This window comes from Vibrio gangliei (assembly GCF_026001925.1).
Taxonomy (GTDB): Bacteria; Pseudomonadota; Gammaproteobacteria; order Enterobacterales; family Vibrionaceae; genus Vibrio; species Vibrio gangliei.
In genome coordinates this window covers 2220256-2238471 of record NZ_AP021869.1, presented here as the reverse complement: position 1 = coordinate 2238471, position 18216 = coordinate 2220256, and the positions used below count along the sequence as shown (strand labels likewise).

Annotated in this window: 15 protein-coding genes; 6 read left to right on the top strand and 9 right to left on the bottom strand. The window is 44.6% G+C overall.

From position 1 onward, the window contains the following. Window positions 1–165: 165 nt before the first annotated feature. The gene (locus Vgang_RS10295) at window positions 166–2385 is read left to right on the top strand and encodes a patatin-like phospholipase family protein (RefSeq protein WP_105900924.1); all 2220 of its coding nucleotides are present in this window, start codon (window positions 166–168) and stop codon (window positions 2383–2385) included. 313 nt (window positions 2386–2698) lie between these two features. Continuing rightward, window positions 2699–5296: a bifunctional aconitate hydratase 2/2-methylisocitrate dehydratase gene (gene acnB / locus Vgang_RS10290; RefSeq protein WP_105900725.1), complete on the top strand. Its 2598-nt coding sequence runs from the start codon at window positions 2699–2701 to the stop codon at window positions 5294–5296. Between the two features lie 99 nt (window positions 5297–5395). On the opposite strand, the gene Vgang_RS10285 is transcribed toward acnB, so the two are convergent. Beyond that, window positions 5396–6004 carry a TetR/AcrR family transcriptional regulator gene (locus Vgang_RS10285; RefSeq protein WP_105900726.1) on the bottom strand — a complete coding sequence of 203 codons (609 nt, stop codon included), beginning with the start codon at window positions 6002–6004 and terminating at the stop codon, window positions 5396–5398. 265 nt (window positions 6005–6269) lie between these two features. Between Vgang_RS10285 and hpt the strand changes: the two genes are divergently transcribed. Then, a complete protein-coding gene (gene hpt, locus Vgang_RS10280; protein WP_105900727.1) occupies window positions 6270–6800 on the top strand; it encodes a hypoxanthine phosphoribosyltransferase in 531 nt (176 codons plus the stop codon). Window positions 6801–6965: 165 nt separating this feature from the next. Here the strand turns inward: hpt and can are convergent, their stop codons facing one another. Next, a complete protein-coding gene (gene can, locus Vgang_RS10275) occupies window positions 6966–7622 on the bottom strand; it encodes a carbonate dehydratase (protein ID WP_105900728.1) in 657 nt (218 codons plus the stop codon). Between the two features lie 93 nt (window positions 7623–7715). Here can and Vgang_RS10270 point away from each other — a divergent pair, with 93 nt between their 5' ends. Further along, window positions 7716–8654, top strand: coding sequence for an ABC transporter ATP-binding protein (locus Vgang_RS10270; RefSeq protein WP_105900729.1), 939 nt, complete (start codon window positions 7716–7718; stop codon window positions 8652–8654). After that, a complete protein-coding gene (locus Vgang_RS10265; protein WP_105900730.1) occupies window positions 8654–9424 on the top strand; it encodes an ABC transporter permease in 771 nt (256 codons plus the stop codon). Before Vgang_RS10270 ends, Vgang_RS10265 begins: the two co-directional genes overlap by 1 nt. 135 nt (window positions 9425–9559) lie before the next feature. Here the strand turns inward: Vgang_RS10265 and panC are convergent, their stop codons facing one another. The 7 genes from panC to sfsA form a co-directional block, all read right to left on the bottom strand. Further along, window positions 9560–10435 carry a pantoate--beta-alanine ligase gene (panC, locus tag Vgang_RS10260; RefSeq protein WP_105900731.1) on the bottom strand — a complete coding sequence of 292 codons (876 nt, stop codon included), beginning with the start codon at window positions 10433–10435 and terminating at the stop codon, window positions 9560–9562. A 17-nt stretch (window positions 10436–10452) separates the two neighbouring features. Next, a complete protein-coding gene (gene panB / locus Vgang_RS10255; RefSeq protein ID WP_105900732.1) occupies window positions 10453–11247 on the bottom strand; it encodes a 3-methyl-2-oxobutanoate hydroxymethyltransferase in 795 nt (264 codons plus the stop codon). A 49-nt stretch (window positions 11248–11296) separates the two neighbouring features. Further along, complete coding sequence (gene folK, locus Vgang_RS10250) at window positions 11297–11782, bottom strand: 2-amino-4-hydroxy-6-hydroxymethyldihydropteridine diphosphokinase (protein ID WP_105900733.1); 486 nt, start codon at window positions 11780–11782, stop codon at window positions 11297–11299. Continuing rightward, a complete protein-coding gene (pcnB, locus tag Vgang_RS10245) occupies window positions 11779–13155 on the bottom strand; it encodes a polynucleotide adenylyltransferase PcnB (protein ID WP_245879862.1) in 1377 nt (458 codons plus the stop codon). The genes folK and pcnB overlap by 4 nt, the downstream gene beginning before the upstream one ends. Before the next feature lie 178 nt (window positions 13156–13333). Next, on the bottom strand, window positions 13334–14242 hold the full coding sequence (gene gluQRS / locus Vgang_RS10240) for a tRNA glutamyl-Q(34) synthetase GluQRS (protein WP_105900734.1): 909 nt from the start codon (window positions 14240–14242) through the stop codon (window positions 13334–13336). A 58-nt stretch (window positions 14243–14300) separates the two neighbouring features. After that, complete coding sequence (gene dksA / locus Vgang_RS10235; protein WP_105900735.1) at window positions 14301–14750, bottom strand: RNA polymerase-binding protein DksA; 450 nt, start codon at window positions 14748–14750, stop codon at window positions 14301–14303. 135 nt (window positions 14751–14885) lie between these two features. Beyond that, window positions 14886–15602: a DNA/RNA nuclease SfsA gene (sfsA, locus tag Vgang_RS10230; protein ID WP_105900736.1), complete on the bottom strand. Its 717-nt coding sequence runs from the start codon at window positions 15600–15602 to the stop codon at window positions 14886–14888. A gap of 71 nt (window positions 15603–15673) precedes the next feature. Here sfsA and hrpB point away from each other — a divergent pair, with 71 nt between their 5' ends. Beyond that, window positions 15674–18187, top strand: a complete 2514-nt coding sequence (gene hrpB, locus Vgang_RS10225; RefSeq protein ID WP_264923427.1) for an ATP-dependent helicase HrpB — start codon at window positions 15674–15676, stop codon at window positions 18185–18187. Window positions 18188–18216 lie beyond the last annotated feature (29 nt).

Here is an 18216-nt window from a genome sequence, read left to right as displayed (position 1 = left end):
TTTCACTCATTGCGTTAAGTGATGAGTGAAAGCTTTTGGGTCAAATCCTTTGGTAACCAGTTCCTATTTCATGCATATAAGGATGTTTGATTGAAACTATTTCGTTTTGCTTTGGTGGCGCTGTCTGTCGCTACTTTCAGTTTTTCTCTTGCCGCTCAAGAAGTCATGCCTGATGGTTCGACTCGTCCAACCATTGCCGTCGTATTAGCGGGTGGTGGTGCCAAAGGCGCAGCGCATATTGGGGTGTTACAAGCGTTAGAAGAAATGCATATTCCGGTTGATATTGTTACCGGTACGAGCATGGGATCTTATGTTGGTGGCTTGTATGCCCTTGGTATGAGTGCTGAAGAGATTGATGAAACCGTAAAAAGTATTGATTGGAATAGTGGCTATAACGATCGAGTTGATCGAAGTGAGCGTCGTGTGCGTGATAAAGAGTACGACGATCGCTATCAATTACATACCGATTTAGGATTACGCTGGCTTGAAGTCAAAGTACCTAAAGGCGTGGTGCAAGGGCAGAACATGCTGCAGATCTTGCGTAAAAGTACGGGCAATTTACCAGCGTTTGATTCATTTGATGAGTTTCCAGTGCGTTACCGTGCGGTGGCGACCGATATCGTGAACCTTGAGCCAGTGGTCATGCAAGATGGCGAAATCGTTGATGCAATGATGGCCAGTATGTCGGTACCTGGTGCGTTGCCGCCTTATCCATATAAAGGCATGTTGTTAGTCGATGGTGGCGTAACCGATAATATGCCAGTAGCCCTAGCTCGCTCTATGGGGGCAGATGTCATTATTGCCGTTGATATCAGTACCGACTATAAAACCGGCGAGCAGCTCAATACATTCCTGAGTGTTGGCGATCAACTCTCCAATTACTTGGTGCGTCGTAGTACCCAAGATCAAACCCTGTTACTCACACCTGAAGATACGTTACTCAAACCCGCAGTGGGTAAAATGAGCACAACCGACTTTTCACAAATGCCGGAAGCCTATGGCCTAGGTTATCAAGCCGCGATTTCACAGCAAGCGCTACTGAACAGATATGCGATTAGCCCTGAAAACTATTCGGCCTATCAAGTATCGAAACAAGCCAAACGTAGCCGATTTAAAAGCGGTGCAGACTTGGAAATTAAGCAAGTCAACATCATCAATAATAGTCATTACAATGAGAAGTTACTGTTAAATCGTTTGAATATTCAAGCCGGTGAACAATATACCAGTGAGGATATTGAACAAAAGATTCGTGACCTTTATGCACTGGATCGGTTTGAAAGAGTGTCATATGACTATCAAGATAATGGCGATGGCACCACCGATCTGAATTTACAAGTGAATGAAAAAGAATGGGGGCCGAACTATCTCAATTTCCGTTTTTTCATGGAAGATAACTTTCAGAATGCCAGTAAATACTCAATTGGCATGACGAGCAATTTCACTGATCTGGATGATAATGGCGCTGAGTTACGCACCAATGTCGAGATAGGAACCGACAAGTTTTTTGGGCTTGAGTTATACTATCCATTGTCTTATGACCAACAATACTTTATGTCTTTGTCTGGGGCTTACAGTGATGAGAAATCAAATTTCTTTGTCCCTGATGGATTAGGAGCGACCCGAATTGAAGATGGAAGAACCGATTTATCGGATACGGATAATTCATTTCCTGTTGACTATTTAAAGTGGGTCGGGGATCTCGCCATTGGTTATCAGCCGACGTTGTGGCAAGAAGTTCGATTGGGGCTACGTTATACCGATGGTAATACGAGCATAACGGGATTACCCATCTTTGGTGACGAAGACTACACGCGACAAGCTGTATATGCTCGTTATCGACTCGATACCCTTGATGACTTTAGTTTTCCAACCAAAGGTTACTATGCTGATTTAGAGTATCTCTATTCATTTGATGACTATGATGATGAGACCGATGATCAGGTTGCGGAAATCAGCACCATGTTTATGTTGGCGAAGAGCTATCATAAACATACGTTAGTCGGTCGATTTGATTACGGTGTGGTAGACAGTGATAGCTCTGATTTACCGATCGATCCTAAAGAGCTCGGTGGTTTTCTGAATTTATCCGGTATCCCACGAGACAGTTTGCTAGGGCGAAATAAAGCTTTCACAAGTTTAGTTTACCGTTATAAATGGTTTGATAATGATTTTGGCCTATTTCAATCACCAGTATATCTCGGTGGTTCACTTGAGTATGGTGGCGTCTGGAATGACGCCAATAAAAAATGGGATAGTGATTCGATGTATGTAGCCGGTTCGGTTTTTACCGGCATTGATTCGCCGATAGGCCCTATTATTTTAGCCTACGGTCAAACAGAAGAAGGCTACCGCTCAGCCTATTTGATTATAGGGTCGATGTTTTAGAACAAGGGCTAGTCTTGTTTCATCACTTTTAACATGACCAACCTAAACTTGATATGCCGAAAAAGTATATAGAAGAAAAATCGACTTTTGACCAAGTTTTTCAGCAACTTTAGTGTCACTTTGCTAACTTGGTCAAACTCGCTAGATTTTAATTTTTAGTTAAATTTGTTATTCTCGAACCCAACACTTTGGCTCCGACCATATTCGATTATTAATACCAATTCATAATAAAACGTGGGCAGGAAGCCAAATTTCCAAGGATGTTTACCCTATTAAAACTAAAGAGGGTAAACCGCAATGAGAGGAAGAAGTCGTGCTTGAAGCCTACCGTAAACACGTCGAAGAGCGTGCCGCTGAAGGAATTGTCCCAAAACCTTTAGACGCCGAGCAGACCGCTGCTCTGGTAGAACTACTGAAAACCCCACCTCAAGGTGAAGAAGAGTTTATTCTTGACCTGTTTGTTAACCGAATTCCACCAGGTGTTGATGAAGCGGCTTATGTTAAAGCTGGCTTTTTAACGGCTGTCGCAAAAGGCGAAGCTGAGTCACCACTCATTTCTCGTGAAAAAGCAGCCGAACTGCTTGGCACGATGCAAGGCGGTTACAATATTGAACCGCTTGTGAGCTTCTTAGATGACGAATTGCTTGCATCCATCGCCGCTGAAGCATTGAAGCATACACTATTGATGTTTGATGCTTTCCACGATGTGGAAGAAAAAGCGAAAGCGGGTAATGAGTTCGCGAAAGAAGTTCTTCAATCTTGGGCGGATGCAGAATGGTTCCTGAAAAAACCGAAGCTAGAAGATAAAGTCACGCTTACTGTATTTAAAGTAACGGGTGAAACCAACACCGATGATTTATCTCCAGCCCCTGATGCATGGTCTCGTCCTGATATCCCACTGCATGCATTAGCGATGTTGAAAAACGAACGTGAAGGCATTACACCTGATGATCCAGGCAATGTTGGTCCTATCAAGCAAATTAAAGCACTTGAAGAAAAGGGTCATCCGCTTGTTTATGTTGGTGATGTCGTGGGTACGGGTTCTTCTCGTAAATCAGCGACTAACTCCGTGCTTTGGTTCATGGGGCATGATATCCCATACGTGCCAAACAAGCGCGCGGGTGGTTTCTGCTTAGGCGGTAAAATTGCACCAATCTTCTTTAATACCATGGAAGATGCCGGTGCACTGCCGATTGAACTGGACGTATCAAAAATGCACATGGGTGATGTGATTGATATTTATCCTCACGAAGGAAAAGTATGTAAGCACGGCACCGATGAAGTTATTTCTACCTTTAAGCTAAAAACTGATGTGCTTTACGATGAAGTACGTGCTGGTGGCCGTATTCCACTCATCATTGGCCGTGGTCTGACTGATCGCGCTCGTACTGCACTAGGTTTAGAGCCATCTGATGTATTCCGCCGTCCTGTGCCAGTGAAAGATTCCGATAAAGGCTTTACGCTAGCTCAGAAAATGGTCGGTAAAGCTTGTGGTGTAGAAGGGGTGCGTCCAGGCACTTACTGTGAGCCAAAAATGACGACAGTCGGTTCGCAGGATACTACCGGTCCAATGACGCGTGATGAGCTTAAAGATCTTGCTTGTCTTGGTTTCTCTGCAGATCTTGTTATGCAGTCTTTCTGTCATACCTCTGCGTATCCAAAACCAGTGGATGTAAATACTCACCATACACTACCGGATTTCATCATGAACCGTGGTGGCGTATCACTTCGTCCGGGCGATGGTATTATCCACTCGTGGTTAAACCGCATGTTGTTGCCTGATACTGTTGGTACTGGTGGTGACTCACATACTCGTTTCCCACTTGGTATTTCATTCCCAGCCGGTTCTGGTCTAGTCGCATTTGCTGCGGCAACGGGGGTGATGCCGCTTGATATGCCTGAATCAGTATTGGTTCGTTTCAAAGGCGAAATGAAGCCAGGGATTACGCTACGTGACCTCGTACATGCGATCCCATACTACGGCATCAAACAAGGTCTACTTACGGTAGAAAAAGCGGGTAAAGTCAATGAATTCTCTGGTCGCGTACTGGAAATCGAAGGTCTTGAACACCTAACCGTTGAGCAAGCATTTGAGTTATCTGACGCATCTGCTGAGCGTTCGTCTGCTGGTTGTACCGTGAAACTATCTGAAGAGTCGATTGCCGAATACCTCAACTCGAATATTGTGATGTTGAAGTGGATGATCTCTGAAGGTTATGGTGACCGCCGTACTATTGAGCGCCGCATCACTGCAATGGAAGAGTGGCTAGCCAACCCAGTATTGATGCGTGCTGATAAAGACGCAGAATACGCGCACGTGGTTGAAATTGATTTGGCTGAAATTGATGAGCCAATTCTTTGTGCGCCAAATGATCCAGATGACGCGCGTCTATTGTCTGATGTACAAGGCACAGAAATTGATGAAGTCTTCATTGGTTCTTGTATGACTAACATTGGCCATTTCCGTGCGGCTGGTAAGCTATTAGATAAGCACAAAGGTACGCTAGAAACTCGCCTCTGGGTTGCACCACCAACGAAGATGGATAGGGACCAGCTTACCGAAGAAGGTTACTACGGCATCTTTGGCCGTGCAGGGGTACGTATTGAAACCCCAGGATGTTCATTGTGTATGGGTAACCAAGCACGTGTAGCGGAGAAATCAACCGTGATGTCAACGTCTACTCGTAACTTCCCGAACCGTTTAGGTAATGGCGCGAATGTGTTCCTAGCCTCAGCTGAGCTATCAGCGGTTGGTGCGATTCTAGGCCGCATTCCGACGAAAGCTGAATACCTAGAATACGCAGAGCAAATTAATGCGACAGCGAAAGATACTTACCGCTACTTAAACTTCCATCGTATGGAACATTACACTAAGAAAGCGGATACCGTGATCTTCCAAGAGCCAGCATAAGCCTTTTGGGTTAGTGTCTAAAATTGAAAAACCGCTGAAATTTCAGCGGTTTTTTTATTGTTTTGTCTAAATCTGTGTATTTAATTTGCAGAGTAGTGATTAATCTTTATAGATACACAGCATATCTAAGAAACTGGTGACTAATTGGGTTAAATATTCTTTATCAGGCCGACGGTTGGCTTGGACAAAGATTGAATAGCAAATGCCGTGGAATAACTTAGCGATATTACTCGGGTGATGCTTATCATTGAGTTCGCCATTAGCAATCGCATTGACGAATAACTCACGGAAGTATTTCTGGTGTTTGCCGTGGGTGGCGACAAAAAGCGGCCAGACATCTTCACGGGTCGAGGTGCTCCATTCAAACCAAATCTTGATCCATTGTGTATCATCCAAACTCATATCGATAAGTTTTTGAGATAAGGCTTGTAGGTTGGTCCGAACCGGACGGCTTAGGTCAATGTTATCGTTTAAGAAGGCTTCAAAGTGCTGTTCAACATCGCTAAGAATGGCTTCGACTAAATCTTCTCGGGTCGGGAAGTAGTTAAACACAGTAGCAACAGAAACTTGTGCAATTTCTGCGATATCAGCGTGGCCACCTCTGCCAATCCCACGGCGAGCAAAGACCTCAATCCCGATATTTAGAAGTTGTTGTTTTCTTTTCTCCGGTGTTAACCGAGTCCTTGGGCGTTTGGTTATCATATCCATTATCAAGTCCTAAAATGGAACCAATTAAAATACGACGAATTGGTATTAATAAAAGAATAGTTGAGTTTGTTGTATTTATTGTATGAATTAGTCTACCTTTGTCGGATTTTGTGTCAATGCGAACAAAAAGTAGGCATAAAGAAGATTGTCGAGGGTAAAAGTTAACGTGAGCGGTTTGCAGTGCTAGAATAGATCACCTGACGTTGAATTTTTGCTGATTTAAGCAGAAGTTAATTTGCTCCAAAATCTAAATATTGAGAAAAATATGAAACACACTGTAGAAGTAATGATCTCTGAACAGGAAGTGCAAGATCGAGTGAAGGCGCTAGGTAAGTCAATTACAGAGCATTATCAAGGTTCGGAAAATTTAGTCATTATCGGTTTACTACGTGGTTCGTATGTCTTTATGGCGGATTTGTCACGTGCGATCGAATTGAACCATCAAATCGATTTTATGACGGCTTCAAGCTACGGCAACGGCATGGCCAGTTCTCGTGATGTTCGTATCTTAAAAGATTTAGATGATGACATTAAAGGTAAAGACGTGTTGCTAGTCGAGGATATTATCGATACTGGTAATACCTTAAGCAAAGTGCGCGAAATCTTGGATATTCGTGAACCTAACTCAATTGAAATTTGTACCTTATTAGATAAACCGTCTCGTCGTGAAGTGGAAGTTGATGCTAAATGGATTGGCTTTGAAATCCCTGATGAGTTCGTGGTTGGTGTGGGCATTGATTACGCACAGAATTACCGTCATTTACCTTACATTGGTAAAGTGGTTCCTCAAGAATAACCGTAATTATTTATTTAGTAGATAATCATTATGACTTGAGATCATTCGATTTCTCGTTAATAAAACGCTAGAATTTTTCATGAAAAAAGAGCGACGCTGTGGTCGCTCTTTTTTATGCATACCGTTCATTCCAACCACACAGATTTTGGTGATTGGATGAATCAATTACTCAGGTTTTGAGCCTAAGATTTTTGCAATAGAAGCTTGGTGAGAGATTTCCAGCGTTTCTTTGCTATTGCATCGAACGCCCAAATCATTAAGAACACCGTCGCCAATACCATAAACCCAGCCGTGAATCTGAATATTCTGACCACGTTCCCACGCTTGTTGAAGAATGGTGGAATTACCTAAGTTGTAGACTTGTTCTGCTACATTGATTTCACACAATTTGTTGGCCCAATCTTCTTTAGGGAATTGAGCAAGCCAATTACGGTGTTTTAAATATAAATCGCGAATGTGGAGTAACCAGTTGTTGATTAAGCCCAGCTGCGGGTTATCAATTGCAGCTTGTACACCACCACATCCGTAGTGACCACAAACAATAATGTGTTTGACTTTTAAAACATCGACCGCATATTGAACTACGGAAAGACAGTTTAAATCGGTATGAATAACTTGGTTTGCCACATTACGATGAACAAATAGCTCACCAGAATATAGCCCGGTTAGGCGTTCTGCTGGTACTCGGCTATCTGAACAACCAATCCATAGGTATTCAGGGTGTTGAGATTCTGAAAGTTTAGTGAAAAACTCTGGGCGTTCTGATTTGATCGACTGAGCCCAAGTCGAGTTGTTTTCAAATAACTGTTTAATGTCTGGCATGTTATCTTCCTCATTGATCTGCCTAACTATACACAAGATAGATAAAAATCAAATCCGATTTGTAATCTATTTCATACAAGGTGAAAAAATATTATGTATGCATTGCAAATACAAGACCTAAGAAAAACCTATTCAGGTGGCGTGGAAGCACTTAAAGGTGTGTCTTTGAATGTGGAGCAAGGGGATTTTTATGCTTTGCTAGGTCCCAATGGTGCGGGTAAATCAACCACCATTGGCGTGATCAGTTCATTGGTGAACAAAACGTCAGGCTCGGTAAAAGTGTTTGATTTTGATATCGATACCGACCTGGTTAAAGCGAAACAACAGCTTGGTTTAGTGCCGCAAGAGTTTAACTTCAACCCATTTGAATCGGTATTACAAATCGTGATGCAACAGGCGGGTTATTATGGTGTGCCGATTGCGCTTGCCAAACAACGAGCCGAAAAGTATTTAACGCAATTGGATTTGTGGGAAAAACGCAACGATCGTGCACGTAACTTATCCGGTGGGATGAAGCGCCGTTTGATGATTGCTCGTGCGTTAATGCATGAGCCAAAACTGCTGATTCTCGATGAGCCGACCGCGGGGGTGGATATTGAATTGCGCCGTTCAATGTGGGAATTCTTAAAGCAAATCAACCAAGAAGGTGTGACCATTATTTTGACCACACACTACCTAGAAGAAGCGGAAATGCTGTGTCGCAATATCGGCATCATTAACCGTGGTGAAGTGATCGAAAATACCTCAATGAAAGCACTATTGAACAAGTTGCATGTCGAGACGTTCATTTTAGATTTAAAAGACTGCCAACAGCAGCCACAATTGCAAGATGCCAAAATCACGCATTTTGATCGCAACAGTTTGGAAGTTGAAATTGAAAAAACACAAGGATTAAACCGAGTGTTTGAACAATTAACCGCGCAAGGCGTGCAAGTGCTTTCGATGCGAAATAAAGCGAACCGTTTAGAAGAATTATTTGTCACTATCGTGCGTGATGGTGAAAACAAGCAAGCTCAAGGAGTTAACTCGTAATGGCCGAATTATATTGGACCGCATTTAAAAGCCTAATGACAAAAGAGATTCGCCGTTTTATGCGAATTTGGGTACAAACCATTGTACCGCCTGCCATTACCATGACCTTGTACTTCATCATTTTTGGTAATTTGATTGGCTCTCGCATCGGTGAGATGAACGGTTTTACTTATATGGAGTACATTGTTCCGGGTTTGATCATGATGTCGGTGATCACCAACTCTTATTCCAATGTGGCATCGTCTTTCTTTAGTGCTAAGTTTCAAAAAAATATCGAAGAGTTGCTGGTGGCCCCTGTACCGCATCACATTATTATTTGTGGTTATGTGATGGGTGGGGTTGCGCGTGGCCTCATGGTTGGCGCGATGGTAACCGCAGTGTCTTTGTTCTTTGTGGATCTGCAAATCCATCACTGGTTAATTATCATTTCAACCGTGTTTTTCACTTCGGTGGTGTTTGCCTTAGGTGGCTTAATTAATGCTGTATTTGCTGATACCTTTGATGATATCTCTATCATTCCAACCTTTGTATTAACGCCATTAACCTACCTTGGCGGAGTGTTCTATTCTATCAGCTTATTGCCTGAATTCTGGCAGGGCGTATCGAAAATCAACCCAATCGTCTACATGGTCAACGCGTTCCGTTATGGTTTCTTAGGCGTGTCTGATGTGGGCATTTACACATCGTTTGGGGTGTTAACGGCATTTATCGTGGTGTTGTATTCTGTGGCTTATTACCTCGTCTCGCGCGGTATTGGTTTACGTAGTTAAGCTCGTCTCAGCTGAGGATAACTGACCTTTTGATACTAAAAAGCCTGAACAGGTTGAAATGTTCAGGCTTTTTCTCTTTTTCTCTTTTTTCGAGCTACGAGCAGCAACGCGCTCGAGCAATCGAGAAACGTATTCTTACTCTTCTTCGTCTTGAGTGCGAGGAGCCAAATCCACCACCAAGTTATCAATCAAACGCGCTTTACCTAAGAAAGCCGACATTAAGATCACGAGTTGTGTGCTGTCTTCGCTTGGCAATTGCAAAGTGGCCGCATCACGAATAAAGATTTCATCCGGTTCTAAATCTGCTGCACGGAGTTGGTCGTTTGCATCTTCAATCAGTGAGGTAATATCATCACGGCCACCACGAATTTGGCTGCCAATCCAACGCATCGTACGTGCAAGGACGGGCGCACGTTGGCGTTCGCTCAGGCTTAATAAACCGTTGCGCGAGCTCATCGCCAGTCCATCGAGTTCTCGAACGGTTGGTACGCCGATGATTTCAATATCCATAGCAAGGTCTGTCACCATTTTGCGGATCACAGCCAGTTGTTGGAAATCTTTTTCACCAAAACAAGCGACATCCGGTTGTACTATGTTAAATAGCTTAGTCACAATGGTACTGACGCCACGGAAGTGCCCCGGACGCGATGCGCCTTCTAGCATGTGAGAGAGACTAGGGACTTCAACAAAGGTTTGTTTGTCTAAACCTTCTGGATACATCAACTCAGGCGTCGGGGTAAACACAAACTCAACCCCTTCACCATTGAGCTTACTCAGATCGTCATCCAGCGTTCTTGGGTAGTTGTTTAAATCATCGGCACGTTCAAACTGCATTGGGTTGACAAAAATACTCACCACAACAATATCAGCGTGTTCACGTGCTTTTCTAACTAAAGTGAGATGACCTTCGTGTAAATTGCCCATCGTTGGGACAAAAGCGATACGGCGACCATCACGACGAGCGCTTTTTAGCTGATCTCTTAATGAGACAATATCAGCAAAAGTTTGCATACTTGTTCCTTACTCGCTTATTCGAAGCTGTGCTCTGGGCCAGGGAATACACCGGCTTCCACATCTTGAATATATTGCTGAACAGCGGCTTGCATGCTGCCGGTTTCAGTTAAAAAGTTTTTTGAGAATTTCGGCATATAGTTGGCTGAAATGCCGAACATGTCATGCATGACCAAGATTTGGCCATCGGTATCTTTACCTGCGCCAATACCAATGACCGGAATATGCAGTTCTTCGGTAATGCGCTTGGCCAGCTGGCTTGGCACACACTCGAGTACCAATAATTGTGCACCGGCATTTTGCAGTGCTATCGCATCATCAAGAATTTGTTGTGCTTTTTCTTGCTCACGACCTTGGATTCGGAAACCACCAAAAATATTGACCGATTGTGGCGTTAAACCTAAATGGGCACACACAGGAACAGAGCGTTCGGTTAATTGTTTCACCGTCTCGACTAACCAGCTTCCACCTTCGAGTTTTACCATGTTCGCACCTGCACGCATCAATACCGCGGCATTATTACAGGCTTGCTCTGGCGTGCCGTAACTCATAAAAGGCATATCTGAAAGCAACAAGCTGTTTGGGCTGCCTGCGCGAACACAGCGAGTGTGATACGCCACGTCTTCTATGGTGACAGGTAATGTGCTTTCTTCACCTTGCAGTACCATGCCAAGTGAGTCACCGACAAGGAGGAGTGGCATTTCTTGTTGCTCGAATAATTGAGCAAAACTGGCGTCATAAGCGGTCGAAGTGGCAAATTTTCGCCCTTCTTGTTTCCACTTGATTAAGGTGTTGATTGATACTTTTTTCATGATTGTTCCTTATTAAAGCAAGCCGCGTGTCAGTGAATAGACCATCGCCTTATGCTTGCCAAATAGAGAGCCCATTACGGTCAACGGTGTCGACTAAAGATTTGAGCTCTGTCCCATCGGGTAGGGATAAATTAGGTGCGATTTCGTATAAAGGATAAACCACGAACTCGCGAACTTTCATACCGTAATGCGGTACTGTTAAGCGTTCGTTATCGATCACTTTATCGCCGTAAAGCACAATATCGAGATCCAAACTTCTTGGACCCCAACGTTCTTCTTTACGCACACGCCCTTGTTCAAGCTCGATCGCCTGGGTGCAATCGAGTAATTCTAAAGGCGATAATTGGGTTTGAATTTCAGCCACGGCGTTAATGTAGTCGGGCTGATCTTGGGGGCCCATCGGCGTGCTGGAGTACAGCGATGAGCAAGCGATAAGCGTAATATGGGGATGATGACGCAAAGCTTCAATAGCTTTCCGTGCTTGAGCGACGGGATCAGACAAATTACTGCCAATCGCAATGTATGCAGTGATCATTCTTTGGCCTTTGGTTTACTACTTTTACGCTTAGAGTGTGGGCGTTTACGACGTCGGCCGCTTGGCTTTTCAGAGCCTACCGATTGCACCATATTTTGACGGTGAACCGATGGCGCATCTTGGAATTCTTGCCACCATGTTGCCAACTCTTTCGCTTGACCGCCTTCTACCTTGCCGCGCATTTCTAACATATCAAAGCCGGCGCGGAATTTATTTAACTCCAGCATTTGGAATGCACGCTTGCCACTGCGACGAGTTAGGCGCAGTTGCAGTTGCCAAATATCACGAATAGTGGCGCTATGACGACGTGGAATCGCCAAGTGACGGACTTGTTCATCTAAAATATCGTTGCTGGCCATCATGATGGCGTCGTAGTGATTCAACTTACGCGCTTCGGCCAATTCTTTGGCGCGATATTGCAATGGGTACCATAAAAAGGCGGCAAACATGAAGGCTGGGTTGATGCGTTTGCCTTCATTAATGCGTTTATCGGTCGATTTCAATACGATTTCGGCCATCTTCTCGACATCAGAATTTTGCTCTGGTGTGAAGTATTGTGCCACGGTTGGAAATAGGCATGAAAACAGATTGTATTCACGCAATAACAGATAGGTTGCCCAACCTTGACCGGATTGCAGTAGCTTCAACGATTCTTCAAATAAACGCGCGCCTGGTACACCGGACATTAAATGTACCAGCTCTTTGATTGGAGCAGCAGTATTAGGCTCAATCGTCATATTCAGCTTAGCCGCAAAGCGAATGGCACGGATCATGCGAACCGGATCTTCACGATAGCGCGTTTCCGGATCACCAATCATGCGGATCACGCCCGCTTTAAGATCGGCGACGCCATTGGCGTAATCGTGAATACTGAAATCAGCAATGTTGTAATACATGGCATTGATGGTGAAATCGCGGCGCTCAGCATCTTCTTCGACGGTGCCATAAACATTATCACGCAGTAGCATGCCTTCTTTCGATTGGGCTGACTGATTTTTTTCTGGTTCTTGATGATGACCGCGGAATGTGGCGACTTCGATGATCTCACGACCAAACATGATATGAGCCAAACGAAAGCGACGGCCAATTAAACGACAGTTACGGAACAGCTGTTTGATCTGCTCGGGTGTCGCATTGGTGGCGATATCAAAGTCTTTAGGCTCTTTGTCGAGTAATAAATCACGCACGCCACCACCTACTAAAAAGGCATCGTAGCCATGCTTATTAAGTCGATAGAGTACTTTCAGCGCATTGTCACTGATATGAGCACGAGAAATAGTATGCTCTTGGCGAGTGATGATATTCAGATTAACGTCTCCATGTGAACGATTCTGCGCCACGTTCGATTGGTCTGATTTTGTGTTGCTAAACAGTTTACGACACAAATTGGCAGCTTGAGTGAAAATAACCCACCTCAATAATGTTGTGATGCCACGATAAAAATCAGCCGATGGCACGAGTGCTCGAAAACCAAAAGGTCAAAGCGAAAACAAAAAGTTTGTCGCGATTGACCTTGGAAATTGCGCCAATAATAGCCCAGTAAGCGACATTTTAGAATGCTGAATGTCGGCTGAGTGAATTTGGCAACAAATCTAAGTGCCAATTTTTCACTCCCCAGTGCAACATTTGCTCAACGGAAGCGGACTCAAAATCGTCAGGTAAGGTAAAGCCGAGAAAGCGCATCGCCTGCATAATGGTGTGCTTAGGGCGCTTATTATCTACCGCTGGGGCATGATTTTGTTTAGATAATTTATTGCCATGCTGGTCTAACGCCAAGGGTAAATGAATGTAGCTCACTTCAGGTTGCTCTAAATAACGATATAAATTGATTTGTCGCCCGGTGGGTTCAATCAGATCGGCGCCACGCACCACTTGAGTCACACCTTGGTCAATATCATCGAGCACCACGGCTAGGTTATAAGCAAATAGGCCATCACGACGCTTGATGATGAAATCTTCTTGTGCCAGTTGAGCTGGGATCTCAATACGACCATGTTTTTCATCGTCAAAAAAAGCAATAGGATCGTCCACTTTTAATCGCACCGAGCATTGAGCACCATCGGTTAGCGCTTTGTTTCGGCAGGTACCAAGATAAAATCCACCGCCTTGTTTGATTTGCTTGCGCGTGCATTGGCAATAATAGGCACGTTCAGAGCGCAACCAGGTCTCAATTTGCTCTTGATATAAAGCGTGACGTTGGCTTTGGTAAACCACGGTTTGATCCCAAACCAGTCCGTGAGCGTCTAAAGTCTCTAAAATCATCTTGGCAGCCCCCGGCATTTCACGCGGCGGATCGAGATCTTCAATGCGGACGAGCCATTGGCCTTGTTGAGACTTGGTTTGGAAATAGCTTCCCAATGCGGCGACTAGAGAGCCAAAGTGCAATGGGCCAGAAGGCGAGGGCGCAAAACGGCCAACGTAATTGGAATGGTGAGTTTGCGATCCTTGTGGATTCGACATGATGAGGTTCTTTCTAAAGTAAAACGCCCCTAGCGTTAGGGGCGTTTTGATGTGTTACTTAGCCTTGCATTTGCTTTTCTTTCAGCTCAGCAAGGGTTTTACAGTCGATGCAAAGGTCTGCAGTTGGTCTTGCTTCAAGGCGGCGAATACCGATTTCGATGCCGCAAGATTCACAGAAACCAAAATCGTCATCTTCAATTTTCATCAAAGTTTTTTCGATTTTTTTGATAAGACGACGTTCACGGTCACGGTTACGCAACTCTAAGCTGAACTCTTCTTCTTGTGACGCACGGTCAACTGGATCTGGGAAGTTCGCTGCTTCGTCTTTCATGTGGCTCATGGTGCGGTTTACTTCTTCATGAAGCTGGTCACGCCATGCTTTTAAAATTTTTGTAAAGTGAGCCATTTGCTCTGGTGACATGTATTCTTCACCGGATTTTTCCTGGTATGGCTCAACACCCGCAATGGCTAGAATGCCTAGCGTTTTTTTCTTGTTTAGTTCTGGCATACAGCGCTCCTACTTGCTCTTGTTAACCTAGGCTGGTTAATAAGGGCGGTACATATAGCAGAAAGAATCTGGCTTGGCAAACAAATAAATTAGTGAATGTGAACCTTGGTCAGAAGATTTTATTTTCCACACAGTTTAGTCAATAAACTCAATGGCTGCGCGTAATTCTATTTGTTGCGGTGATATATCCGCTTGGTAGCAAATCACCTCGACACCGGCTTCTTTGGCCTGCTTTAAAAGTTGTGAATAATCTGCATCTATATGGTGAGCGGCAGAGACTTTTTCAATACCTGTGTGTAAAACAGCAAAAAAAAGTACTGCTCTGTGACCTTGCTCAACCATTTCTATCAATTCGCGCAAATGTTTTTGTCCGCGAGTGGTGACGGCATCTGGGAAAAAGCCTTGTCCTGCGCCGTATTCGGGTTGCAGCAAGGTGACGCTTTTGACTTCGATGTAGCAATCAGAGCGATTATCGTCTTGCAGTAAAATATCAATGCGGCTGTTTTCATTGCCATATTTCACTTCCGTGCGTAATACATCGTACCCGGTTAGTTCTGCAATGCGTTGTTTTTCGATGGCTTCGACCACAAGGGCATTGGCGCGGGCGGTGTTGATACAAATCATGTCACCTTGCGGGTTGACCGACAGCTCCCAACTATTAGGGTATTTGCGCTTGAGGTTATCTGAGGTTGAATACCAAATTTGATTGCCAACGTCGGCGCATCCTGTCATCGCACCCGTGTTCGCACAATGCATGGTTTTTACCTCGCCATTCGGCAAAGTCACATCAGTAAGGAAGCGTTTATAACGTTTGATCAAAGTGGCAGGTTGCAGCGGTGGTGAAAAAATCATGTTGGGTTTTGATGCTCTTATATTAATTGGGTAGAATCAGCGTCCAATCATCATGACATAAGGATTTGCGCTTGTCACAACAGCTTCCTATTCAATCGGTAATGACGGATCTTATGGCGGCGATACGCTCAAATAATCAAGTCATCTTAAAAGCTGCGCCGGGTGCGGGTAAATCCACTTATTTACCGAAAGCATTGTTGCAAGCATCGGTTGAGACCAGTGGCATTCGCGGCAGAATCATCATGATGGAACCGAGGCGATTAGCGGCGCGTAATATTGCCCAATATTTGGCTAGCCAACTCGGAGAAAAAGTCGGGGAAACCGTGGGCTTTCGTGTGCGTGGTGAGTCTAAGGTGAGTGGGAAGACTCGGTTAGAAATTGTCACCGAAGGGGTGATGGCGCGCATGATCCAGTCCGATCCGGAATTAAACGGGATCGATATGGTGATCTTTGATGAATTTCATGAACGCAGTATTCATGCCGATACCGCATTGGCGTTTTGCTTAGAAGTGCAGCAAGCGTTGCGGGATGATTTACACCTGCTTGTGATGTCGGCCACCTTAGATCAAATCGCGCTGCAAGGCTTATTGCCGCAAGCGAGTTATATTGAATCGCAAGGGCGTGGCTTTCCTATCGAATATCATTATGCGCCTTTGCAGCCCAACCAACATCTCGTGCCTAGACTGACGCAGTTAATTCCCAACTGGCTAACAAAAGAATCAGGCTCGATGTTGGTGTTCTTGCCCGGCACTCGCGAGATTCGTCAGTTGGCAGAAAAGCTGGAATCCTTATCTTTACCTAATGTCGACATTTGCCCTTTGTATGGTCAGCTTGATTACAAAGCTCAGCAGCAGGCCATTGCGCCAGCAGTCTTAGGGCGACGTAAAGTGGTGCTAGCGACCAATATTGCCGAAACCAGTTTAACCATTGAAGGGATTCGAATCGTGGTGGATTCTGGCTTAGAGCGATTGGCCAGTTTTGATCCCAAAACCGGTATAACCAAGCTAGACAAAACCATGATAGCCCAGTCATCAGCCGAGCAACGCGCGGGTCGTGCTGGGCGTTTAGAAACGGGTGTATGCGTGCGTTTATATAGCGAAGAGGCGTTAAAACGTCAGCCATTACAACCCAGTGCTGAAATTTTACGTAGTGATCTGACTCGCTTACAAATGGAGCTACTGCAATGGGGCGCTCATGATGTTAATGCGTTATCTTGGCTCGATACGCCCCCACAATCGAATTTACAACAAGCACAAGGGTTGCTCAAACAACTGGGATTGATTAACGAGCAAGGGCAGTTAACCGGCTTGGCACAGTCTAGTCAGCATTTGGGCGTCGACCCTCGTTTTGCTGCCATGTTAATGCGAGCGAAAGGCTTATCTGAATCTTACTTTCATACCGCATGCGCTGTTTTAGCCATGCTGGAAGAGCCGGAAAAGAACAGCGCAGATTTACGTCACGATTGGTACCGCTGGCAGCAAGGTTTACATCCTAAAACTTCATTATTGTTACGTCGTAGTCAGCAAATTGCACAGGCTTGTGGTGAGGGTTTTCAAATCGGGCAAGTGAAGGACGATTTGCTTGCTAGCTGTGCGGCATTGGCTTTTCCGGATCGAATTGCTCAATATCGGCATCAATCCCGTCATGCTCAGCAAAATCAGTTGTTATTGGCAAATGGCCACGGCGCGCAAATTGATGAGCAGAGTCCGTTGGTTCATTTGAATTCATCGCCTGATGATTTGCTGGTGGCGATTGAGGTAATGCGTACCGCTCATTCGAGTTCTAGTCAGATTTTTCGCGCGGTCAGTTTGAATTTGTCTGAATTTGAACGTTTGTTCTGTGATCAAATCGAAATTAAAGATAGTGTCGATTGGCATGAACAAAAAGGCCAAATCATGGCAGAACGTCAGCGTTGCTTCGGTGCATTAGTGTTAACGCGTGAGCCTATTCATGATCTCGACATGACAATGAAACAAAAAGCGCTGCTTAACTATATTGGGCGTAAAGGATTAGATATTCTGCCCTGGAATGAAACCAGTCGTAATTTATTGATTCGAATGAAAAATGCTGAAGAGTGGCTGCCGGAATATGAATGGCCTGGGGCGAGTGATGACATTCTTTTAGCAAATCTCGAACAATGGCTTGAACCTTACATGGTAGGAATAGATAGCATAGCGAAATTGAAAACGCTCGACATGCATCAAGTGCTGTCGGCGTATTTGGGTTGGCCGTTGAATCAACAGATAGATGAATGGCTACCGACGCATTATCGGCTGCCTACCGGCACTAAGAAGGCGATTCGTTACCAGCAAGGTGCGGAGCCGGTGTTGTCGGTACGAATGCAGGAAGTGTTTGGCGAATCCGATTCACCGCTGATTGCACAAGGACGTAAAAAATTGGTGTTAGAGTTACTCTCTCCCGCGCAACGTCCGTTGCAAGTAACGCAAGATTTGGCTGGCTTTTGGCAAGGTTCATATAAAGAAGTGCAAAAAGAAATGAAAGGTCGATACCCTAAACATATTTGGCCTGATGATCCGGCCAATCATGTGGCGACCAGTAAAACTAAGCGACATTTTTCATCGTAATTGATTACAGATTTTATTCGCATGGCATG